We start from the raw sequence: 21,135 nt of genomic DNA, 5'->3' as shown, positions 1-21,135 counted from the left end.
ATGGATACGCTCCAATCCCCGCCGTTCAGCCTGGAAACGGCCTATACGCCCACGGGCGACCAGCCCGCCGCCATCGACGCCCTGGTTTCCAATCTGGAGGCCGGCGTGCCCGCGCAGGTGCTCCTGGGCGTTACCGGATCGGGCAAAACGTTCACCATGGCCAACGTCATAGCCCGCTGCAACCGGCCCGCTCTGGTGCTGGCCCCCAACAAGACGCTGGCCGCCCAGCTTTACGGCGAGTTCCGCGCGCTGTTCCCGCGCAATGCCGTGGAGTATTTTGTCAGCTATTACGATTATTACCAGCCGGAAGCCTATGTGCCCGCTTCGGACACCTATATCGAAAAAGATTCCTCCATCAACGACAATATCGACAAGCTGCGCCACGCCGCCACCCACGCCCTGCTGACGCGGCGCGACGTGGTTATCGTGGCTTCGGTTTCCTGCATCTACGGCCTGGGCTCGCCGGAATACTACGCCAAGATGGTCATCCCCGTGGAGGTGGGGCAGCGCTTCCCCATGGACGCCCTTATGGCCCGGCTGGTGGAGGTGCACTACGAGCGCAACGACTACGACTTCCACCGCGGCACCTTCCGCGTGCGCGGCGATGCGCTGGAAGTCATCCCGGCCTACCACCACGAGCGCGCCCTGCGCCTGGAATTTTTCGGCGACGATATCGACAGCATGCGCGAGATCGATCCGCTTACCGGCGAGGTGCTGGCCGAGGTGGGCAAAACCGTGCTCTATCCCGCCAGTCACTATGTTTCGGCCCAGGACAACCTTAAGCGCACGGCGGACGACATCCGCGACGAGCTGGCCGCGCGGCTGACCTGGTTTCAGGAGCACGGCAAACTGGTGGAGGCCCAGCGCCTGGAGCAGCGCACCCAGCTCGACCTGGAAATGATAGAGGAGCTCGGCTACTGCAACGGCATAGAAAACTATTCGCGCCACTTGGACGGCCGCAAGGCCGGGGAGCCGCCTTCCTGTCTGCTCAACTATTTTCCCAAAGACTTCATCCTGTTTGTGGACGAATCCCATATCACGATGCCGCAGGTGGGGGGCATGTACAAGGGGGACCGCTCCCGCAAGCAGACCCTGGTGGACTTCGGCTTCCGGCTGCCTTCGGCCCTGGACAACCGCCCTCTGCGTTTTGACGAGTTTACGGCGCTGCTCAATCAGGTGGTCTACGTTTCGGCCACGCCGGGCAAGTATGAGCTGGATCAGGCCCAGGGCATCGTGGCGGAGCAGATCATCCGCCCCACAGGGCTGGTGGACCCGGAAGTGGAGGTGCGCCCCACCAAGGGGCAGATGGACAACCTGCTGGGCGAATGCAAGGCGCGGGCGGCCAAGGGCGAACGGGCGCTGGTGACCACCCTTACCAAACGCATGGCCGAAGACCTGACGGAATACTGCTGCAATATGGGCGTCAAGGCCCGCTATCTGCACTCGGATATCGATACCCTGGAGCGCATGCAGATCATCCGCGCCCTGCGCCTGGGCGAATTTGACGTGCTGGTGGGCATCAATCTGCTGCGCGAGGGCCTGGACATCCCGGAAGTCTCCCTGGTCTGCATTCTGGATGCGGACAAGGAGGGCTTCCTGCGTTCCGCAGGGTCGCTCATCCAGACCTTCGGCCGGGCCGCGCGCAACGCGCGGGGCAAGGTTATCCTCTATGCCGATGCGGAGACGGACTCCATGCGCGCCGCCATGGGTGAAACAGCCCGCCGCCGCGCCATCCAGGCCGCCTATAATGCGGAGCACCACATCACCCCCGTAAGCACGCGCAAGGGCCTTGAATCTCCGCTGGACAGCCTGTATGTGGAAGACGGGGCGGGCCGCGGGCGCGGCAAAGCGCGCGGCAAAGCACGCGAAAACGACGTGCCGCTTACGGCCGAGGATACGGCCCTGCTGGTGGCCAGGCTGGAAAAGGAAATGCGGCAGGCCGCCCGCGACCTGGAATTTGAACGCGCGGCCGAGCTGCGCGACCGCATCCGCCAGCTGCGCACCCGTCTTATTGCGCTGCCGGAATAGGCGCGCGGCAGCAGGCCGGCCCCGCGTCCCTTTCTTTTTTGCGCGCAGCGTTTTCCCTGCGCGGCAACCTTTTGTCTTTACGTTACGCGCCCAGGAAGGTTTTTTCATGGCTCCACTGCCCCCGTTCACGCCCCCGCAACAGCACAGCCTGCCCCTCTCTGGTCCCAGTGCGGCAGAACGCCAACGCGCCCTTTGGCTCGCGGACGAGCTGGAGCGCCACAATTACCTGTACCACACGCTGGACGCGCCCGAAATCAGCGACGACGCCTACGACGCGCTGTTCCGCGAGCTGGTCGCCCTGGAAGAGCGCTGGCCAGAGCTGCGCAGGCCCGATTCGCCCACCTTGCGCGTGGGGGGCGGCCTGTTGGAGGGGCTGGACAAAAAGGCGCACCGGCAGCGCATGTACGGCCTGGAGAACGTCTTTTCCAACGAAGAGTGGCGGGAGTTTGCAGAGCGCATGCGCCGCGCCTGGGATGCGGACCTCAATGGGCCGCTGCCCGCGTCCTTCTGGTGCGACCCCAAGCTGGACGGTCTGGCTCTGGAAATCGTCTATGAAGACGGCGTGCTGCGTGCGGCCCTCACCCGCGGGGACGGCTTCACGGGCGAGGTGGTCACCGCCGCTGTGCGCACCATCCGCACAGTGCCGTTGCGCCTGCGCGGGGAGGGGCCCTTCCCCGCCCGGCTGGAAGTGCGCGGCGAAGTGGTCATGTACAAGCAGGATTTCGCGGCCCTTAACGCCCGGCAGGAGGAGCTGGGGCAAAAGCCTTTTGTCAATCCGCGCAACGCCGCCGCCGGCACCCTGCGTCAGCTGGATCTTTCCGTTACGGAGGCGCGCCCGCTGCGCTTTCTGGCTTATAGCCTGGGCGAGGCGCAGTGGGCCCCGGCAGCGCCCTGTCGGTTGCAGTCCGAGCTCATGGTCAGGCTCACGGGCTACGGATTTCTGACCCCGCCGCAGGGGCGGCTCTGCCGCAATCTGGAAGAGGTGGAGGCCTATGCGGCCTGGGTGCGGGAGGAGCGCCCCCGCTTTTCCATGCAGATCGACGGGGCCGTGGCCAAGCTGGATGATCTGGAGGCGCAGGCGGCCCTGGGCTACACGGCCCGCGCGCCGCGGTTTGCCGTGGCCTTCAAATTTCCCGCCATGCAGGCGCAGACCCTGCTTAAGGCCATTGAAGTGCAGGTGGGCCGCACGGGCGTGCTTACGCCCGTGGCCGTGCTTGAGCCCGTGGCCGTGGGCGGTGCGCTGGTTTCGCGCGCCACCCTGCACAACGAGGACGAAATACGCGCCCGCGACGTGCGCGTGGGGGATACGGTTCTGGTGCAGCGCGCGGGCGACGTCATCCCCGAAGTGCTGGGCCCGGTGCTGGAAAAGCGCCCGGCCGACGCCGTGATTTTTCAGTTCCCCCGCACCTGCCCGGCCTGTGGTCAGCCCGTCTACCGGGAAGAAGGGGAGGCCGCTTGGCGCTGTGAAAATCTGGCCTGCCCAGCCATCCGGCTGCGGGCCATCACCCACTTTGTGTCCAAGGCCGGGCTGGACGTGCAGGGCGTGGGACAGAAGTGGATAGAGCAGCTCGTGACCAGCGGCAGGGTGCAGTCCCCTGCCGACCTTTTTACGCTGACCGTGCCGGATTTGCTGGGCTTTGCCCGCATGGGCGACGTGCTGGCGCAGAAGTTTGTGGACGCCCTGGCGGCGGCCCGGCAGACGGCGGATCTGCGGCGGCTGATCAGCGCCCTGGGCATCCGCCATGTGGGTGAACAGACGGCGCGGACCCTGGCCGGGCATTTTTACAGCCTGGACGAGCTGGAAAACGCCTCGGCCGCGAGCTTGCAGGCCCTGCCTGACGTGGGGCCGGAGGTGGCTTCCTCCATCCGCAATTTTTTTGACAGCCCGGCCAACCGGGAAACGCTGGCGCGCTTCAAGGCCCTGGGCCTCTGGCCGCAGAGCGGGGAGGGCGGCGCGTCCGTTGCGGCGCGCCCTAGCGGTCCGCTGGCGGACAAACGCATCCTGTTTACCGGCTCGCTCCGCATGCCCCGCGACAAAGCCCAGAAGCTGGCCGAGGCCGCCGGAGCCATCGCCGTGGGCAGCGTGAGCAAAAAGCTGGACTATCTGGTGGTGGGGGAAAAGCCGGGCAGCAAGCTGGACAAGGCGCGCGCGCTGGGCGTGAACGTCCTGGACGAAGCGGCGTTCAAAGAAGCATTGCACCAATCCGGCATAGAACCGGAATAACGGAAGGAGACGCTATGAGCACGGCAATCATCGTGGTGGGAGCCAATGGGCGCATGGGGAGGACCATCAGTCATCTGGCCGCTACGGAGCCGGCATACAGTCTGGCGGGCATGGTGGACAGCAAGGAGCGCGTGGGCGAGCTTGGGGGCGCGTCCTGCCCGGTGTCCGCCGATCTGGGCGAACTGCTGACCAAGGTTCCGGGCGCGGTGATCATTGACTTCACTGCACCGGCCGTAAGCCTGGCCTCTGCCCGCGCCGCAGCGGCCGCGGGCAACGCCCTGGTCATCGGCACCACGGGTTTCAGCGAAGCGGAAAAAGCCGAACTGGAAGCCCTGGCGCGGCGCGCCCCCATTTTCTGGGCCTCCAACATGAGCATAGGCGTCAATGTGCTGCGCAAGATTCTGCCGGAGCTGGCCCGCGCCCTGGGCGAACCTTATGACATAGAAATCGTGGAAATCCACCACAACCGCAAGAAGGACAGCCCCAGCGGCACGGCGCTTACCCTGGGCGAAGGCCTGGCCGAAGCGCGCGGCTGGAAGCTCAACGACGTGCGCTGCTCCGCGCGGGATGGGATTATCGGGGCGCGGCCCAAGGCGCAGATCGGCATTCAGGCCGTGCGCGGCGGGGACGTAGTGGGCGTGCACACCGTGTATTTTATGGGGCCGGGCGAGCGCATTGAGGTGAGCCACCATGCCCATTCGCGGGAGACCTTCGCCCAGGGAGCTCTGCGGGCCGCCGCCTGGCTGGCGAACAAAAAGCCCGGCAAGCTTTACGGCATGGCCGACATGTTCTAGGCATTTCAACTTTGAAATGCCCTGGCGGCTGCGTGAGCAGACGCCCGCTGTTGAGGTGTAAGCGCAATTTATTTGCGCTGTTAAGCGCCGAAACGAGCGTGCCTTAAACTTTGAGAATACATATTCTCAAAGTTAAGCTGCTCTAGCTGCAATGTTCCCGCAGGTCGTTCATCCTTCCTCAAGTCGGTAAAGTCGGACTTGCCGCAGAATCAGCACAACCTTTTCCCATTCAGGGCATAGCCTGCGCGTTTTTTGAAGAGAGAAAGTTTTTTTGAAGGGAGGGTGCGGAGGGAAGGGAATTTTTGTTCACAAAAAGTCCCCCCTCCGCAAATATTTTTTACCTTCTGTTGCCGTAGAGCACCGCGCCCAGGATGAGCGTGCCGCCGAGGACGGTGCGGGGGCCGGGGGCCGCGCCAAAGAGCGCCCAGGCCATGAGGATGGCGTAGACGGGCTCCAGGGTGATGATAGTGGCGGCCTGGCGGGCTTTGAGGGCGGTGAGGCTGCCCACATAGAGGCTGTAAGCAAGGGCGGTGCAGAAGAGCCCCAGGCAGGCGATCCACAGCCAGTCCAGGGGCGGTACGGCGGGCAGGGCGTTGGCCGTGAAGGGCAGAAGGCAGGCGAGGATAACCACGTTTTGCCACCAGCAGGCCCGCATGCCGGAGACGGTGGCCGCCGCGCGGCGGTTGACAACGGCCACCAAGGCGTAAACCGCGCCGGAAAGTACCGCCCAAAGCAACCCCTGGGTGGCAACGCTGTTCAGGGAAAAGGACGGGGTCAGGCAGACCAGGCCCAGGCTCACGGCGACGAGGCTCCACAGCTCGGCGGCGCTGGGGCGCTCACGGTAGGTCAGGGCTTCAAAAAGGGTTGTGAAGGCGGGAAAGCAGGCAAAGCCCAAGGTGCCCACGGCCACGCCGCCCAGCTTGATAGCCTGAAAAAAAGTCACAAAATGGACGGCGAGCAGCGCGCCGCTCAGGGCAAGGCTTGCCGCGTCGCGCCGATTAAGGCCGCGCCAGGGCGTTTCGCGCCGGGAAAGGCAGATGAGCCCCAGGGCGGCCACGGCAAAGAGCGCCCTTCCGCAGACCAGCACCGGCGCGGAGCTTTGGCAGAGCTTGCCCAAAATGCCGGAAACGCCGAAGAGCACCGTGGCCGCGTGCATGCGGACCAAGGCGGCGTGGCGGGAGAGGGCGGGCGCAGGGGGCTGGGACATGGTCGCTGTTCTTTACGCCCCCATGCGGCGCGAGGCAAGGGCGGGACGGCGCGGATGCCGGTTTGCCTCTGGGGGCCGGCGCCCTTATGAACGCCAGCAAGCAAAACATTGCCGTCAGCGCGCATAAGGGGCGTCACACCTGGCGCAGAACAATATAACATACTTAATTTATAACTATAAAAGGTAAAATTTTACGGCGTTCCGGCGTTATGCCTTGACAGGTTATGCCAAAATGGCGGAAAATATTTTGGGTAAAAGTCTAGATTTTATCTTGAATTTTTATTCAAGCTGGTGTAGCGCAAGGAAAAAGAGCGCGTAAAAGCCCGCGGCCCACGCCGTTTCCGGGTTTTCGCGTCAGATTGGGGGCCCCATGCCGCAGGTTGCCGCACGCATCAATGATGAACAGGAACGCTGGCTCAAGGACTATTTTCGCACCAAGAGCGCCGGGGCGGAGTTTATTCTGCCCTGGGCGGTGGATACGTTTTTCCGGGCCATCACCAACATCAAGCACATGTTCAGCGCTGCGGAGCTGAAGACCATTGTGGAAGCCCACAAAGACATGAAGCTCATGCCCGACCACACCCGCCTTTCTTACCTGCAGCTGCGGGTGGATGACGCCTGCGAGCTCAACGGCGTGCATCTGCGCCACGGGGCCAGCAAATCCAGCCTGGAGGCCAAACTCAAAGGTCTGGACGACACGCAGGCCACGGCGCTTATGGTCTGGGCCTCGGCCTTCTGGGTCAGCCGCAACTGCTCGGCCGAAAACCTTGACGAGTACATCAAGGCGTATTAGTCCCCATAGCGGGGCGCATTTCCCGCACCAGCACTTTTTCTCCGGAAATGTCCCGGCGTCTGCAAGGCGCAGACGCCCGCCGCAACGACGCTCATTCGGCCTGGCCGCGCGCAGCGCGGAGCGAGCGCCTTGCTGTCGTGCAACGTACGGGGCAACGGCAGGGCGCTCATGATGCCCGGTGCGCCCGGCCTGTGCCGGCAACAGCCGCCATCCCAGGGCGGACGCGTCTTTTTCTTTTTTTTCAGAAGCGAGTATCGTCATGCTGCAAATTCTGCGGGCCAAGCTGCACGGCATCCGGGTTACGGGTTGTGCGCTCAACTATCACGGCTCCATAACGCTGGATCCGGAACAGTGCCGCGCTGCCGGCATCTATCCCCTGGAATTCGTCTATATCTGGAACAAAAACAACGGCCAGCGCCTTTCCACCTATGTTATTTACGGCGAGCCCGGCTCGCGCTGCTGCGTGCTCAACGGGGCGGCCGCCCGCGCCTGCCAGGAAGGGGATGAGGTCATCATCAGCGCCGTGGAGTATGTGAACGGCCCGCACGAGATTGCCGGGCGCAGCCCCGTGGTGCTGACGTTCAATGCGGACAACAGCGTGCGCGAAACCCTGCGCTATGTGGTGACGGAAGGGCCGGATGGCCTGGATTTTGCCATAGAAGAGGGCAGATAGCGCGACGGTAATCCTCCCAAAAAGAAGTAGCGTTTATGGGTAGAATTTCCGATACTGACCCGAACGGAGATTTTACATGAAAGCGTCCAGATTTTCCGACAGCCAGATTTTGGGAATTTTGAGGCAGGCCGAGAATGGGATCCTCGTGACCGAGCTTTGCCGCGAACACGGCATAAGCAGCGCGACGTTTTATAAATGGCGGGCAAAATATGGCGGCATGGATGTTTCCTCATGGCTCGGATGAAAGAGCTGGAGAAGGAAAATGCCCGCCTGAAAAAGATGTATGCCGAAACGCAACTCAAATATGAAGTTATCCAGGAAGCCCTCACAAAAAAATGGTAAGGCCGTCTCAACGGGTTGAGGCGGCCAGAAAAACAGTAACAAATGGGATAATGAATGTTCGCCAGGCGTGCGAAGCGTTTAAAATAAGCTACTGCTGCATTTTTTCAGAATCAATAATGGCAGCTTTGGCGTTTCTGACAACAGCAAGATCAATAAGTTCACAGCCCAATCAGATCGGTATGTCCCTTTTACAAATATGGTATTCATTGGCGATGGAGAAACCGACATCCCGTGTATGCGCTTGGTAAAAGCACAAGGCGGGCACTCCATTGCAGTCTTCAATCCCAAAAAGCGAAGTTCCAAGGCAAAAGCAAATCAGCTACTTGATGAGAGACGCGCTTCTCTGGTCGCGGCGGCTGACTATAATCTTGATTCGACCATAGATCGAGCCGTGAAGGCAATGGTCGATATCGTCGCCGCCAATGCAAAGCTTTCAAAGGCCGGACGGTAACCGCCCATGTTCGGAATGGTAAAAATGGCACCTTTATGAAAGCACACACGCGAACAATTGATATGGGGTGAAACCATGGAGCCAAATAAATCTGAAATTGTCATGTATCAGACTGAAGACGGGAAAACCCGTATCGATGTCCGAATGGAAAACGAAACTGTTTGGCTCTCGCAAGCACAGATGGCTGAATTGTTCCAAAGAGACAGGTCGGTCATCACCCGGCATGTCAATAACGCTATTTCGGAAGGCGAGGTTGACGAAAAAAGCAATGTGCAGTTTTTGCACGTTGCTCATTCCGACAAACCGGTCGCTTTCTACAGCCTTGACATAATCATTTCAGTTGGATATCGCGTGAAATCCCTACGAGGAGTGCAATTCAGGCGTTGGGCGACCGGCGTACTGCGCGAATATCTCGCCAAAGGCTTTGCCCTGAACGACGAACTGCTCAAACAAGCAGGCGGCGGCAATTATTGGCGCGAACTTCTGGAACGCATCCGCGACATCCGCTCCAGCGAGAAAGTTTTCTATCGGCAACTCCTTGATCTCTATGCCACCGTGCCGACTATGACCCACGCACTCCAGAGTCGCAGAAATTCTTCAAGGTCGTACAGAATAAAATTCACTACGCCGCGCACGGACACACGGCGGCGGAAATCATTGCTGAACGCGCAAATGCCGAACGGCCATTCATGGGCATGACGGTCTTTTCCAAGACGCAACCAATGAAGCATGAAATCGCCATCGCCAAGAATTATCTTAAAGGCGACGAGCTTGCGAGGTTGAACCGTATGGTTTCCGCATTTTTCGACCTTGCGGAACTTCGCGCCATGAATCATCAGCCCATGTACATGAAGGACTGGGTTATTGAATTGGACGATTTTGCCGAACGTTATGGTCAAGGTGTTTTGGAAAATGCCGGGGCCGTCAGCCACGAATCGGCCCTGAAGATAGCCCAAGCTGAATATGAAAAATACCGCCAGAAAACCCTAGACGAACTCTCGCATGCTGAACGCGATTTCCTTATCAGCATCAAAACAACCCAGAAAAAACTGGAAGGTATGGCCCTCCCCCAGAAAAATATACCAGTGAAAAGTTAGTGTTCCTGCATAGGAGCACAAGGAGACAGGGGTGCGTGTTGTGCGAGTGCTGGAAAGGTTACGCCTCCGAGATGGCTTGCTGTTGCCCCCAAAGTTGCCACCAAAACTTGCGGCTATCAACGAACCTATGCGAACCTAAAAGAAGCGTCATTCGCCATAAAAGCAAAGCCCGCCAAGGTCTTGCGGACGTTGACGGGCTTTGCCGGATGTGCGTTTGGTGGGCCCACCAGGACTCGAACCTGGGACAAGCCGGTTATGAGCCGGAGGCTCTACCAACTGAGCTATAGGCCCAACACTGCAATATATCCCCAAAAAATCTCACGGTCAAGGCGGCGTTTTGCGCCGCAGCAGCACGGGCGGACCGGAGCTGTTGTCCTCCCGCGGGATAAGGTCAGCCCGACTGCCTGGATCAAGTCCACAGCTCACGGAAAGCCATGTGCTGCGCATGCCGCACACAACGTAAAAAGGCCGCACGGCTCTGGGGGATTTGCACGCTCCACGCTGGGCGTCCCCAAGGGGGCCGCATGTTGCGTTTCCCGGTAATCCCCCACACGTTCTTTCGCCGCCTGGGGGCGCACGCCCTTGCCCCGCGCCCCGCTTGCAGCCTCCGGGCTGCGTCTGCTACATGCCCTTGTGGGCCTGGAGCAGGGCGATCTGCGCATCCATAGCTTTTTTGAGGGGCGCGGGCAGGCCCATGATCTCCACGTTGAGAAAACCGCGCACAATGGTGGCGGCGGCTTCGTCCTCATCGAGCCCGCGGGCCATGAGGTATTCGATTTCCTCCTGGGCGATCTTGCCCACGGCGGCCTCGTGCGAAAGCTCCACGCCGTCCTGGTTGCTGTCCAGCTCCGGGATGGCGTGCATGCGCCCGCCGCCCAGGATAAGGCCTTTGCACTCCAGGTGGCCTTTGGCGGGGGTGGCGCTGGCCCCGATAAAGCCCCGGTTGATCACCTCGCCGCCCGTGGTCACCACGCGCGAGATGATCTCGCCCCTGGTGTGGGGGGCGTCCAGGTCGATGCGGTTGCCGCTGTCCACATGGGAGCCCTCCGGGGCCACAATGACGGAATTGAAGCGCGCCACGGCCCCTTCGCCCACCAGCCGCATGCCGGGGTACATCTGCAGGTCGCCCACGGGCTTGAGCAGGATGTAGTTGTTTTGGAATTCACCGCCTGCTTCCACGCGGCCTGCCGAGCGCGGGCGCACCGCGGCGGTTTCACTCCAGTTGTGGATCATGGTGAAGGTGAGCTTGCCGCCTTTTTCCACAAAATATTCAGTAATGCCCAGGTGGGCCACTTCACGCGCGTTGTGCGCCGTGGCGCAGCCGCCCAGGACGTGCATTTCCGCCCCTTCTTCCACAATGACGATGTTGTGGATGCTTTGCCCCGCGCCGTCGCCCTTGATGAACATACAGGACTGCACGGGCTGCAGCGCCTTAACGCCCTTGCGCGCCCGCACAAAGTAGCCGCCGTTGCAGTGCTCGCGGGTAAGGCGGGTGTATTCGTCCTTCTCTGGGTCCAGCAGTTGCCAGAAGTAGCGGGGCAGGCCGTCGTACTTTTTGAGGGCGGCGCGGATGTCCATAAGCTCCAGCCCTTCCTGACGGGTTTCGCAGTGCACGCCCGCGTGGTTGAGCTGCATGAAGGCCCCGCTCACACTGTGATCGTTGACGTCGATGCCGGCCAGCACCAGGCGTTCCTGGTCTTCGGCGGGCAGGCTGGAGAGGTTTTCGATGGGGGCGGCGTTTTCGCCGCCGGCAAAGGCGTAACGGGAAAGATCGAGCGTGCTCATGGGCGTGGAGCCTCCGCAATGCGGCCGTAAGCGTCGCCTGCCAGGCAGCGCAGACACTCCTGATACCCATGCTGGGCGATGTGGTCCAGAATGTCGCGCGGGTTGGCCTCGCAGCAGAGCCGACCGCGGTACATGACCTGGCCCCGGTGGGCGTTGACGTATTTCAGAATATGGCCGGTATGGGTGATGATAAGCCCGCTGGTGGAGCGGGATTGGTGCTGCTGACGCAGGGTGGCGGCGGGCTGTTCCGGCATGCCGTCCAGCAAATAGCGCACGGTGTTGCCCACCAGGGCCATGTTTTCCAGGTCCACGCCCGATTCCGGCTCGTCAAAGAGGAGCAGGTCCGGCTGCTGGGCCATGAGCTGCAGCAGCTCGGAACGCTTGATCTCCCCGCCGGAAAAGCCCGCGTTCACGTCCCGATCCAGAAAGTGGTCAAAATGCACCCGCCGGGCCAGCCCGGGCAGGTCCACGGAATGCCCGTGGGCGCAAAGCTCCGTCAGCCGTCCAGTGGTCAGCCCGTGGATGGTGGGCGGCCGCTGAAAAGACATGCCGATGCCCATGCGCGCCCTCTCGTACATGGGGGCGTGGGTGATGTCCTTGCCTTTATAAATGATACTGCCCTTGGTCACCGTGTAGCCGGAAACGCCCATGATGGTCATGAGCAGGGTAGTTTTGCCGGAACCATTGGGGCCAAAAAGAATAAACGTCTCGCCTGGGGGGATGCACAGGTCTATGCCGTTGAGGACGGGTGTATCGGCCACGCGCACATGCAGATCGCGGATCTCAAGCATCGTTGTCTCCGGTTTCGCCAAGGTATTCCAGAACGTCGTAATGCACATGGTCCAGGATGTGGGTGAGCAGCGAGACGCATTCTTCCCCCACGGTCCTGCCCAGCAGGTCCACGATAAAGGCGGCGCGCTTGGCGTTGACCAGGGCTTCGTAGCCAGGATCCGTGCTGTAAGGTATGGCCTGCACGGCAGCGCTGAAGGCGCGCAGCTCTTCTTCGCTGACGTACTTGATGGGCTGGGGTTCATTGTTCAGATAGACGATGCCGTCCCTGAGCTCCAGCATAACCGGCTTGCCGTGCAGATAGGCGATGCACACTTCCATACGTTTCCCCTTGGTTGTAAGGCCTCCCATAGTGGCAAACTTGTCCTGCTCTGTCCAGCGTCAGCGCGAAAGGGGCGCATAAAAGCCGCTTGCGCGGCAATGGCTTCAACGCTAGCATAAAAAAGGAGGTGCCCCATGCTTGTTATCACCGGCGGCGCAGGCTTTATCGGCAGTGCTTTGCTTTGGGAACTCAATCGGTTGGGCCTGGAAGAAATTGTGGTGGTGGACAACCTGGCGGAGACCGAAAAATGGCGGAATCTGGTCAAACGACAGTATGTGGACTATCTGCACCGCGACCGGTTTTACGACCTTATGCAGCGGGACGCCCTGCCGTGGAAGATCAACGCCGTGGCGCACCTGGGGGCCTGCTCCTCCACCACGGAGCGCAGCGCGGATTTTCTGATGGAGAACAACTTCCATTACAGCCGCGACCTGTGCCGCTATGCTCTGGAAAAAGGGGCGCGTTTCATCAACGCAAGCTCCGCCGCCACCTACGGGGACGGCTCCCTGGGCTTCAGCGACGCGGCGGGTCTGCTGCCCGGCCTGCGGCCCCTGAACATGTACGGCTATTCCAAGCACCTTTTTGATCTCTGGCTGCTGCGCGAACACCTCCAGAGCGAAGTGGCCAGCCTGAAATTTTTCAACGTCTACGGCCCTAACGAATACCACAAAGGGGCCATGCAGAGCGTAGTGGCCAAAGCCCACCGCCAAATCCGCACGGAAGGGCGGCTCTGCCTGTTTAAGGCCGATGTGCCAGGCCTGGCCGATGGCGAGCAGAAGCGAGATTTTGTCTATGTCAAGGACTGCGCGGTCTTTGTGGCCTGGCTGCTGGACAGACGGGACATCTGCGGCATCCGCAACGTGGGCACGGGCACGGCCCGCAGCTTCAACGACCTGGGGCGGGCCGTATTCCGCGCGCTGGGCAGGCCCTGCCGGCTGGAATATGTGGAAATGCCCCCAGGCCTGAGCGGCCGCTACCAGAACTACACCCGCGCGGACATGAGCTGGCTGAGCGCCGTGGACTGCCCCCTGAGCTTCACTACCCTGGAAGACGGCGTGACCGACTATGTGGCCAACTACCTGGAAACGGAGGACCCTTACCTGTAGCTCCGTTCAGGCTGGACGGCTCTGCGCGAATAGGCGCCCCGAAAAGGCGCAAACGCAACTGCGCTGCGGGAACGCCTTGGCTTTCTCTGAAAAAAATTTCAAACGCGATATGCTCAGGTAAGCTGCCGTACGGCCCGCGCCTGGCCCAAAAGGCGTGCCCGCTGCCTACAGGCAGTCGCAGAGGGTGCGGGCACGCATGGAGGGCAGCCGCACCCCGCCCCGCAGCACCTCCCCGCGCAGCTCCCGCACGCGGCGTTCGAGATCCGCCGGCGCGCCGGCCCCGGCCGCGGCGCGGAATACGCCTGGATCCGTAATATCCACGCCGCCGTTGGCCAGAGTGCGCACCAGGATTTCCTTGCCCTGAAACTTCCCCGCCGCCGCAGCGGCGATCAGATCGTAAACGGCCGTATCCCCGTGCTTGAGGATGGACGTCAGCACATGTCCGGGAAAGCGTGTCCGCTGGTCCGTATCCATGCCCACCACATAGGCGTTATGCGCCTTTACGGCCGCCAGGGCCGGGCCGTTGCCCAGGCCCGCAGCCAGCACCAGCACATCCGCGCCCTGGTCCAGCAGGGTCTGCGCGGCCCTGCCGCCGGCCGCCGCGTCCGTAAAGGAACCGCTCACAGCCTGGATGACCCGTACCTCCGGGTCCACCAGGCGCGCGCCCTCTTTGAAGCCGTTGAAGAGCGAACGCATGGCGGGCACGTCCTCTCCGGAAAGCCAGCCCAGGGTCTTGTCCGCGTTGATGCCCGGCAGGGACGTGTCCGCAGTCAGCATGGCCGCGGCCGCCCCGGCCAGAAAGGCCGCCTGTTCGTCCGCAAAGGTGATGCTCATGATGTTGGGCGCGCGCACGCCCGCGTCAATGCAGCCAAACATGGTCTGCCGGAAGTTGGCGGCGTTGTTGCGCAGGATTTCGTGCAGCCGGTCGGAGGCCACAAGCACCAGGTCGTTTTCTCGCGCGGCCTGACGAAAAAGCCCCTCCAGCGCCGTGGCGTCAGATCCGGGCGGGGGCGTGAGGGCCGCAGCCCGCACGGGCAGAGCCTCCGCCGCCCGATGCAGACCGGCCAGCAGGCTGTCTGTCCAGCCGCCGTCGCCGCCGGCATGCTCCAGAATCAGGGCCACACGCAAAGGCTCGCCGGCCTTTGCCGCCGGAGACGAAAGAAGGCAGAACAGGGCTGGCAGAATGACCAGCCAACGACAGACGCGCAAGAGAACTGTGGGCATGGGAAGCTCTGGGGCTGCAGGGTAGGGCGGGCGACCTGAAAAAGCACTGCGCCGATGCCCGCCGGAGCTCTTTATATATAATTCCCGCCCCCGGCCCGCAAGAGCGGGGCAAGCCAGCTATCGGGACGCAGGCGCAAGCCCGTCAAACCCCGCATTAATTTTTTTAATATACCGAAAATACAAAATATCTTTATAAACCGAAAAGGCCTTGACAGTATGCTGTGAAATAAATAACTTTCTATTGCCGACAAAAAAGAAGGTTTTTCGTTTTGTTGTCCCCAGTGTCAATAAAACTGCATTATTGCCGTTAACAACTGCAAGGATGGTCACATATGTCCACGGAAAAGTTGCCGCACTGGCTTGATGTGAAAGCCATTGGCAAGGCCCTGGATTGCACTCGCGTTCCGGACAAGGCGGAGCTTCGTGATATTTTAGACAAATCCCTGGCCCTTTCATCCCTGAACGTGGACGAAACCGCGGCTCTCATGCGGGTGGAAGATCCGGCGGGCCTGCGCGACATCATGGAAACCGCGGACGCGGTGAAGCAGCGCGTCTACGGCGACCGCATGGTGCTTTCTGCGCCCCTGCACCTTTCCAACCACTGCGGCAGCGAGTGTCTGTATTGCGCCAACCGCAAAGGCAACGATACGGTGGAGCGCAAGTACATGACCTCGCCGGAGATCCGCGAGGCCGGCCTCAAGCTGGCGCGACAGGGGCACAAGCGGGTGTTCCTGGTGAGCGGGCAGCTGCCCAACGCCGATGTGGAATACCTGGCCGAGGCCGTCAGTATTTTGTACACCCTGTTTGACAATGGCAGCGAAATCCACAGCGTCAACGTCAACGTAGGCCCCCTGCGCGCGGAGCAATACCCCGTGCTGGTGGACGCCTTTGTGGGTACTGTGCTCATCTACCAGGATACCTACCATGAGGCCAGCTACCGGGCGGCGCATGTGGCCGGGCCCAAAAGCGACTTTGTGGGCCGGCTCAACGCGCCGGACGTGGCCTTTGGCGCGGGCGTGCCCGACGTGGGCGGCGGCCTGCTGCTGGGCCTGGGCCCCTGGCGTTATGATCTGCTGGGCCTGGTGCTGCACCAGGAGCATCTCTTGCGCATGTACGACATGGGCTGCCGCACCATCAGCCTGCACCGCATGCGCCCGGCCCCGGGCAGCCTGATGGAGGCTCCCTACCCCGTGAGCGATGCGGAATACCTGCGCTGCGTGGCCATCGCCCGGCTGGCCATTCCCTATGCCGGCCTGGTGCTCACCACCAAGGAGCCCTCCGGCCTCTGGCGCGACGGCTGCGGCGTGGGGGCCTCGCAGCTGCTTACGGGCAGCGTGGCCAATCCGTATGCGGGCTGGTTCCTGGCCCCCGGGCAGAAAGTGCCCTTCCCCATCGGCGAGGCCTGCCATGTGGACGAAGTGGTGCGCTTTCTGCTGGAAGAAGCCCGGCACCTGCCTTCGTTCTGCGCGGCCTGTCCGCGCCTGGGCCGCCGGGGGCAGGAATTTTTGTCCATGGTGCGCGAATGCGGCATGAAAAGCCAGTGTGGCCCCAACTCTGAAGCCTCGTTTGAAGAGTTTTTGCTGCACTTTGCCACGCCCCGCACCCATGAGATGGGCGAGCGCCTCCTGGCCGACAAGCTGGAGCGCATGACCGGGCAGGAGCGCGGCGCAGCCGAACGCCTGCTGCAAAAGGTGCGGGCCGGGCGCATGGACGAATTTATCTGACGCTTCCCGGCGTGCGGTTTGACGCTGCGGGCGGGGTGGGGTAGGTTGCCATAAGAGAAACCACGCCGCCGCAGCGGCGGACAAAGGAGGCGGCGTGGCAGGCACGTTCTGGCACGGCATCTTTTTTGACAGGCAGGACAGAGAAATCCTGGCCCTGGTCAACCGCATCCTGGAGACGGACGCCCGCCAGGCCGACGCCAGCCTGGTGGAGCCGGATCTGCACCCCCACGGCATCAAAGAGCTGGTGGCCTCGCCCGTTTCCCGCATGGCCTACGCAGTCATCAATCTGCTGCGCAACCTCCAGGAAGGCCAGACCCAGGCCCGCGGGCGGCTGCGTGCCCTCCAGACTCTTTACGACGAGGTGCTTAACAGCGCCCACTCCACCCTTCGCCGCAACACGGCGCGCGTGCTCATGCAGATCATGAAAGACATGGTCCGCGCCCACGGCAACCGGGCCAGGCAGATCAGACTGGCCCACGACTTTCGCCGCACCGTGCAGGGCACGCCCCGGGCCGTGCGGCAGATGCTGGCCCGTTACCATCTGCCGGAAATGCCGGAAGAGTGGAACCAGCTGGCCTTTGACGACCACGTCTACGACGCCAATACCCGCGGCCGCAAAAGCCCCACCCACCTTATTATGGACGCCTGGATCAAGGGGCTGCGATCCCTGACCGTGGCCTACGAATACTGGGTGCAGCCTGAAGCCGCCAGGGAGCTTCTGCGCGCGGCGGAGATCACCGGCATTGCCGTGCGCGTGGGCCTGGAATTTCAGGTGCCGTTTTATGGCCGCTGCATCAGCCTGTTCTGGATTCCGCGCGGCTTCAGCTCCAACGAAGACTTCCTGGAATTTCTGCACAATCCCAAGCTGGTGGAAATCATGCAGCGCGGCCGGGAAGTGCTGCGCTGGCGCAGGCGGCGCGTGCTGCAAAGCCTTGCCCTGTGGAACGCGCGCCAGCGCCCCCGGCTGGAGGCCACCTTGGGCATTGCCGTGCCGGAACTTACGCCGGAGGCCTTTTTGCGCTTTGTGGGGCGGGGGCAGCCCTCTGCCCAGCACCTGGCCGAGGCCCTGCACCGGCATATGCTGCCCCTGCTGCGCCGCCGCGCGGTCCAGCTGGCCGCCCTGGATACGGAAGAAGCGCGCGCCGAACTCAAATCTCTGGACGCCTTCGGCGTGGAGGATGTGCTGGAGCAGTGGCTCTCCCCCGCGCTGCACCCGGAAATGCCGGACCTGGCCAACCCCGCCAACGCCGCAGACCTGCCTGGGCTCATGCGCCTTTCCGTGCAGGAACTCACGCGGGATCTGGCGGATCTCAACCCCGGCTACAGACTGGTTCTGGGCACCCAGGATTTGAAGGTGGAGGATGTGGCGGAGCTTTTGTGGGACAGCCAGGGCTGCATCAGCCATCTGGAAATCTTCAATATGAAGGGCTGGATGGAGGGACGCCAGGCCCATCTCAAAGAAATCAGCGAGCTGCAGCAGGCCCTTAACGCCGGTCTGGGACCGCGCGTCAAGGAACTCATCCGTAGGATGGCCCGGCGCATGGACAACGTGGACGAAGTGCGGGCGGCCAAGTTTAGGGAAATTTTGCAGAATGTGCCCAAGCTCTGGGCCCATTACCGGGACAGGCCCCTGGGCTCGCGCCTGGGCACCAGCTCGGCCAGCCGGGCCGCTTACTACGGCATGGGCTTCGCCCTTAAGGAGACCCTGCCCCGACGCAGCGTGCGCGCCCGCGCGCGGGATCGCTTCCAGCCCGATATTCCCATCTGTTCGCCGGTGGAGGAGTGCGTGCGCTACGGCAAGCCGCGCAACCCCACGGCTTGGCAGAGCCTGCTGGCGTGCCTGCGCTGGCTGCCCGGCTGCCGCCACTTGGGCATGGAACGCCGCCGCGCCTGGAAGACCGCCAGTGAGGGGTTCCGCGTCTGCCCTCAGGGCAACGTCATGAACCTGGGCGGGCTGAACCGGCGCACGGGCAACGGGCTTCTGGAGACCATAGCCGCCGCGCCGGAGCGCGCCCCGGGCCTTGCCTACCTTAACCGGCGCATCAGCAACTGGCTTAAAGTGCTGCTGGGCTTCTGCCCGGCCTTTTTCTCCTTCCTGTACACGCAGGACTGGTGGTTCCTGGCCTGGTGCGGCACCTTCATCTGGTTCGGCATCACCGGAGTGCGCAATGTGGTGCAGATGGTCATGGCCGCCAAGGGCGCCACGCGGGATACTCTGATCCACTGGCGGGATCAGGTCAGCGTGAGCCGCTTGTGCGATTCCCTCATGTACACGGGCATTTCCGTCTTTTTGCTGGAGGTGCTGGTGCGCGTCTGGCTGCTGGAGGATTACTGCGGGGTCAGCGCGGCGCAATCCCCCCTGCTGGTCTTCACAGTCATCAACATGGTCAACGGCGTGTACATCTGCGCGCACAACGTCTTCCGCGGCTTCCCCAAGGAGGCCGCCATCGGCAACCTTTTCCGCAGCGTTCTGGCCATCCCCGTCTCTTCGCTCTACAACAGCGTGTTCTATTCCGGGACAATGCTGCTGGGCGTGGCTGATCCCGCCCTCTATCTTGTGCCCAGCGCGGCCGTTATTTCCAAAATGGCCTCGGATACGGTGGCGGCCCTCATCGAGGGCTATGCCGACAGCCAGGTGAACCTGCGCATGCGCCGGTGGGATTACAAGAGCAAACTGTCCCGGCTGTTCGACTGCTATACGCGCCTGGAGCTGCTTTTCCCCGACGAGGACGGCCTCGTCAAGCTGGCCCGGCCCGGCGGCCTTCAAGGGCGGGGCGGCGCTCTGGGCCGCGAGCTGGAGCAGGCCTTTATCGTCCACGCCCTGGATCTTATGTATATCTGGTTTTATCAGCCCCGCGCTCAGGAGGCCTTCAGACAGGTGATCCGGACTATGCCGGAGGCCGACCGCAGCGTGCTGGTGCGGGCCCAGCTGGTGCTCACTCGCGAGCGCGAGATCAGCCAGATGTTGGTGGACGGCCTTCTGGGACGCAATTTTTCTCGCCCGCTGGCTTTTTTTCTGGATAAGCACAAGGGCTATCTGCGCGGTCTTAACCGGCTCTGCCGCCCTTTGCGGCCGCGCGAACCCGGCACCGTGGGAGACGCGCGCCAGGCCTAGCCGCGCGAAGCGCCGCGCCGGCTACTTCCCGCGGCGGGCCAGTTTCCAGGTGACCTTCATGACAGCGATGACGTCGCTCAGGCCCGGCGTGCCGCCGGGCGCGGCGTCTTCCAGGGGCGCAACAAAGGGGAGGACGGACGGCCGCGGATCCTCCGCAACGGCCCCGGCAGCGGGAAGAACCGCGCCCCAGGGCGCGGCCACGGAGGCGTTCCGCCCCAGGCCGGGAACCGGCTTTCCATCCTTATCAACGGCCGCAGACAGGGCGTCGGGGGGGGATGCGCCCGTCTCCTGCGGCCTTGGCCCGGACGCTGGGACGGCTTCCCGCTCTTTGGCGGCTTCGCGGCTGGCCTGCCACTGACGCTCGGCCTGTTCCTCGCGACGGCGCGCCTCGGCCCGCTGGCGCATGGCCTCCAGGCTGGCGCGAATGTCGTCGGCCAGAGGACCGGCTTCGGGCCCCAGGGCGCGACGCAGGCCTTCCTCCAGCCCTTGCAGCATGGTCTGCGGTTCCGACGCGGCCAGGCAGGCGTCCGCCACCTTGGCGCTCAGGCGGGCAGGGGGCGTGACTGGCCGGGCCTGGACCAGCACTTCGGCGGCCTGGTCGTAGGCGCCCTGGCGCATGAGCTGTGCGGCCTCGGCGAGAAAGGGATTTTTGGCCCCAGGGTCGGCGCGCAGCAGACGCACATAGACTTCCCGCGCGCGGTGCCATTGCCGGGCGCGGACAAAAGTTGCGGCGGCCAGGCCTAGATATTCCCGGTAGCGGGCCATATCACCCTTGCCTTTCCAGGCCACGGCCATGCCCAGTTGCGCCTTGCCCTCCAGCAGCGCGCCGTCCAGAGCGCGCTGAAAAGCCGTGATGGCGGTATGCCACCGCCGCTCTTCCAGACAGCGCATGCCCACCCTGAAGTAGTCTTCGGGCCGCCGCACGGGCTTGAGCAGCAGGGCGTAGGTTTCCAGCGCCCGGTCAAAGGCGCTGGTATCCGTGAGGCGCTCTGCCAGGTCCAGTTCCTCCCGTCCGCCCTGTCCGGCGCAAAGTGCGGCAAGCTGCTGTTTGAGCTGCTCCACGGAATACGGGCGCGCCAGCAGGGCGCTGGCCCCGCAGCCCAGGGTTTTGAGCTGTTCCGCTTCGCCGTCGTTGGGCAGGATAAGAAGTATGGGCAGATCCAGCAGCAGGGGATGGAGGCGGAGCATGGCGCAGAATTGCTCGCCTTCCATATCGGCCAGGCGTTGGTTGCAGACCACCGCCTGCGGGCGGAAGTCCGCAGGCGTGGGCGCCAGCCTGGCCAGAAGGCGGGCGGCCTCTACGCCGGAGGCGCGGCATTCCACCCGCGCGACGCCGGCTTCGCGCAGGGCGCGCCGGTCCAGCGCGGCCTTGGCCTCGCTTTCCGCAAGCAGAAGAATATGGAGTGGTGGAGCGTTGGTCATGCCGTGACGTTTCCTGCACGGAGCATAGCCGTCCCCCGG

16 protein-coding genes, 1 tRNA gene and 2 pseudogenes are annotated in these 21,135 nt (G+C 62.8%); 11 read left to right on the top strand and 8 right to left on the bottom strand.

The window, feature by feature from the left end; translation table 11 throughout:
* From uvrB to dapB, 3 genes are all read left to right on the top strand, one after another.
* Complete coding sequence (uvrB, locus tag BLS55_RS03780; protein WP_092153037.1) at positions 1–2,028, top strand: excinuclease ABC subunit UvrB; 2,028 nt, start codon at positions 1–3, stop codon at positions 2,026–2,028.
* Between the two features lie 106 nt (positions 2,029–2,134).
* On the top strand, positions 2,135–4,252 hold the full coding sequence (gene ligA, locus BLS55_RS03775; RefSeq protein WP_092153036.1) for an NAD-dependent DNA ligase LigA: 2,118 nt from the start codon (positions 2,135–2,137) through the stop codon (positions 4,250–4,252).
* 14 nt (positions 4,253–4,266) lie between these two features.
* A complete protein-coding gene (gene dapB, locus BLS55_RS03770) occupies positions 4,267–5,046 on the top strand; it encodes a 4-hydroxy-tetrahydrodipicolinate reductase (protein ID WP_092153035.1) in 780 nt (259 codons plus the stop codon).
* A gap of 337 nt (positions 5,047–5,383) precedes the next feature.
* Here the strand turns inward: dapB and BLS55_RS03765 are convergent, their stop codons facing one another.
* Positions 5,384–6,253, bottom strand: a complete 870-nt coding sequence (locus BLS55_RS03765; RefSeq protein ID WP_092153034.1) for a DMT family transporter — start codon at positions 6,251–6,253, stop codon at positions 5,384–5,386.
* A gap of 370 nt (positions 6,254–6,623) precedes the next feature.
* Here BLS55_RS03765 and BLS55_RS03760 point away from each other — a divergent pair, with 370 nt between their 5' ends.
* The 5 genes and pseudogenes from BLS55_RS03760 to BLS55_RS12265 all read left to right on the top strand — a co-directional run bounded on the left by BLS55_RS03760 (position 6,624) and on the right by BLS55_RS12265 (position 9,609).
* Positions 6,624–7,046 (top strand): hypothetical protein, encoded by a 423-nt coding sequence (locus tag BLS55_RS03760; protein ID WP_092153033.1) that lies wholly within the window; start codon positions 6,624–6,626, stop codon positions 7,044–7,046.
* A 259-nt stretch (positions 7,047–7,305) separates the two neighbouring features.
* Positions 7,306–7,719: an aspartate 1-decarboxylase gene (gene panD, locus BLS55_RS03755; RefSeq protein WP_092153032.1), complete on the top strand. Its 414-nt coding sequence runs from the start codon at positions 7,306–7,308 to the stop codon at positions 7,717–7,719.
* 76 nt (positions 7,720–7,795) lie between these two features.
* A pseudogene (locus BLS55_RS12270) lies at positions 7,796–8,159 on the top strand (transposase); the annotation flags it as partial.
* 137 nt (positions 8,160–8,296) lie between these two features.
* Positions 8,297–8,512 (top strand): hypothetical protein, encoded by a 216-nt coding sequence (locus BLS55_RS11835; RefSeq protein WP_143339514.1) that lies wholly within the window; start codon positions 8,297–8,299, stop codon positions 8,510–8,512.
* A gap of 75 nt (positions 8,513–8,587) precedes the next feature.
* A pseudogene (locus BLS55_RS12265) lies at positions 8,588–9,609 on the top strand (virulence RhuM family protein).
* A gap of 215 nt (positions 9,610–9,824) precedes the next feature.
* Here BLS55_RS12265 and BLS55_RS03740 read toward each other — a convergent pair.
* The 4 genes from BLS55_RS03740 to BLS55_RS03725 form a co-directional block, all read right to left on the bottom strand.
* A tRNA-Ile gene (locus BLS55_RS03740) sits at positions 9,825–9,900 on the bottom strand.
* A gap of 330 nt (positions 9,901–10,230) precedes the next feature.
* Positions 10,231–11,394 (bottom strand): SufB/SufD family protein, encoded by a 1,164-nt coding sequence (locus BLS55_RS03735; protein ID WP_092153031.1) that lies wholly within the window; start codon positions 11,392–11,394, stop codon positions 10,231–10,233.
* The gene (locus tag BLS55_RS03730; protein WP_092153030.1) at positions 11,391–12,185 is read right to left on the bottom strand and encodes an ABC transporter ATP-binding protein; all 795 of its coding nucleotides are present in this window, start codon (positions 12,183–12,185) and stop codon (positions 11,391–11,393) included. The genes BLS55_RS03735 and BLS55_RS03730 overlap by 4 nt, the downstream gene beginning before the upstream one ends.
* Positions 12,178–12,504, bottom strand: coding sequence for a hypothetical protein (locus BLS55_RS03725; RefSeq protein WP_092153029.1), 327 nt, complete (start codon positions 12,502–12,504; stop codon positions 12,178–12,180). Before BLS55_RS03725 ends, BLS55_RS03730 begins: the two co-directional genes overlap by 8 nt.
* Positions 12,505–12,639: 135 nt before the next feature.
* Between BLS55_RS03725 and rfaD the strand changes: the two genes are divergently transcribed.
* Positions 12,640–13,611, top strand: a complete 972-nt coding sequence (rfaD, locus tag BLS55_RS03720) for an ADP-glyceromanno-heptose 6-epimerase (protein ID WP_092153028.1) — start codon at positions 12,640–12,642, stop codon at positions 13,609–13,611.
* A 165-nt stretch (positions 13,612–13,776) separates the two neighbouring features.
* Here rfaD and BLS55_RS03715 read toward each other — a convergent pair whose 3' ends face one another.
* Both BLS55_RS03715 and BLS55_RS11830 read right to left on the bottom strand, forming a co-directional pair.
* Positions 13,777–14,835 (bottom strand): BMP family ABC transporter substrate-binding protein, encoded by a 1,059-nt coding sequence (locus BLS55_RS03715; protein ID WP_092153027.1) that lies wholly within the window; start codon positions 14,833–14,835, stop codon positions 13,777–13,779.
* Positions 14,836–14,952: 117 nt separating this feature from the next.
* The gene (locus tag BLS55_RS11830; RefSeq protein WP_143339513.1) at positions 14,953–15,165 is read right to left on the bottom strand and encodes a hypothetical protein; all 213 of its coding nucleotides are present in this window, start codon (positions 15,163–15,165) and stop codon (positions 14,953–14,955) included.
* Positions 15,166–15,167: 2 nt separating this feature from the next.
* On the opposite strand from BLS55_RS11830, the gene BLS55_RS03710 reads away from it, so the two are divergent.
* Both BLS55_RS03710 and BLS55_RS03705 read left to right on the top strand, forming a co-directional pair.
* On the top strand, positions 15,168–16,559 hold the full coding sequence (locus BLS55_RS03710; protein WP_092153026.1) for a radical SAM protein: 1,392 nt from the start codon (positions 15,168–15,170) through the stop codon (positions 16,557–16,559).
* Between the two features lie 94 nt (positions 16,560–16,653).
* The gene (locus BLS55_RS03705) at positions 16,654–19,674 is read left to right on the top strand and encodes a hypothetical protein (RefSeq protein WP_180365386.1); all 3,021 of its coding nucleotides are present in this window, start codon (positions 16,654–16,656) and stop codon (positions 19,672–19,674) included.
* A 21-nt stretch (positions 19,675–19,695) separates the two neighbouring features.
* Here the strand turns inward: BLS55_RS03705 and BLS55_RS03700 are convergent, their stop codons facing one another.
* Positions 19,696–21,096: a response regulator gene (locus tag BLS55_RS03700; protein WP_092153025.1), complete on the bottom strand. Its 1,401-nt coding sequence runs from the start codon at positions 21,094–21,096 to the stop codon at positions 19,696–19,698.
* Between the last annotated feature and the right edge of the window lie 39 nt (positions 21,097–21,135).

Origin of the sequence: Desulfovibrio legallii (assembly GCF_900102485.1) — a bacterium.
GTDB lineage: Bacteria > Desulfobacterota > Desulfovibrionia > Desulfovibrionales > Desulfovibrionaceae > Desulfovibrio > Desulfovibrio legallii_A.
This window is presented reverse-complemented; position numbering and strand designations above follow the sequence as displayed.

Bases quoted from the DNA above. Each gene is read 5' to 3' on its own strand.
- uvrB (WP_092153037.1), top strand. From the start codon at position 1: ATGGATACGCTCCAATCCCCGCCGTTCAGCCTGGAAACGGCCTATACG.
- panD (WP_092153032.1), top strand. From the start codon at position 7,306: ATGCTGCAAATTCTGCGGGCCAAGCTGCACGGCATCCGGGTTACGGGT.
- BLS55_RS03765 (WP_092153034.1), bottom strand. From the start codon at position 6,253: ATGTCCCAGCCCCCTGCGCCCGCCCTCTCCCGCCACGCCGCCTTGGTC.
- ligA (WP_092153036.1), top strand. From the start codon at position 2,135: ATGGCTCCACTGCCCCCGTTCACGCCCCCGCAACAGCACAGCCTGCCC.
- BLS55_RS11835 (WP_143339514.1), top strand. From the start codon at position 8,297: ATGCGCTTGGTAAAAGCACAAGGCGGGCACTCCATTGCAGTCTTCAAT.
- rfaD (WP_092153028.1), top strand. From the start codon at position 12,640: ATGCTTGTTATCACCGGCGGCGCAGGCTTTATCGGCAGTGCTTTGCTT.
- BLS55_RS03735 (WP_092153031.1), bottom strand. From the start codon at position 11,394: ATGAGCACGCTCGATCTTTCCCGTTACGCCTTTGCCGGCGGCGAAAAC.
- dapB (WP_092153035.1), top strand. From the start codon at position 4,267: ATGAGCACGGCAATCATCGTGGTGGGAGCCAATGGGCGCATGGGGAGG.
- BLS55_RS03760 (WP_092153033.1), top strand. From the start codon at position 6,624: ATGCCGCAGGTTGCCGCACGCATCAATGATGAACAGGAACGCTGGCTC.
- BLS55_RS03715 (WP_092153027.1), bottom strand. From the start codon at position 14,835: ATGCCCACAGTTCTCTTGCGCGTCTGTCGTTGGCTGGTCATTCTGCCA.
- BLS55_RS03710 (WP_092153026.1), top strand. From the start codon at position 15,168: ATGTCCACGGAAAAGTTGCCGCACTGGCTTGATGTGAAAGCCATTGGC.
- BLS55_RS03725 (WP_092153029.1), bottom strand. From the start codon at position 12,504: ATGGAAGTGTGCATCGCCTATCTGCACGGCAAGCCGGTTATGCTGGAG.
- BLS55_RS03700 (WP_092153025.1), bottom strand. From the start codon at position 21,096: ATGACCAACGCTCCACCACTCCATATTCTTCTGCTTGCGGAAAGCGAG.
- BLS55_RS03730 (WP_092153030.1), bottom strand. From the start codon at position 12,185: ATGCTTGAGATCCGCGATCTGCATGTGCGCGTGGCCGATACACCCGTC.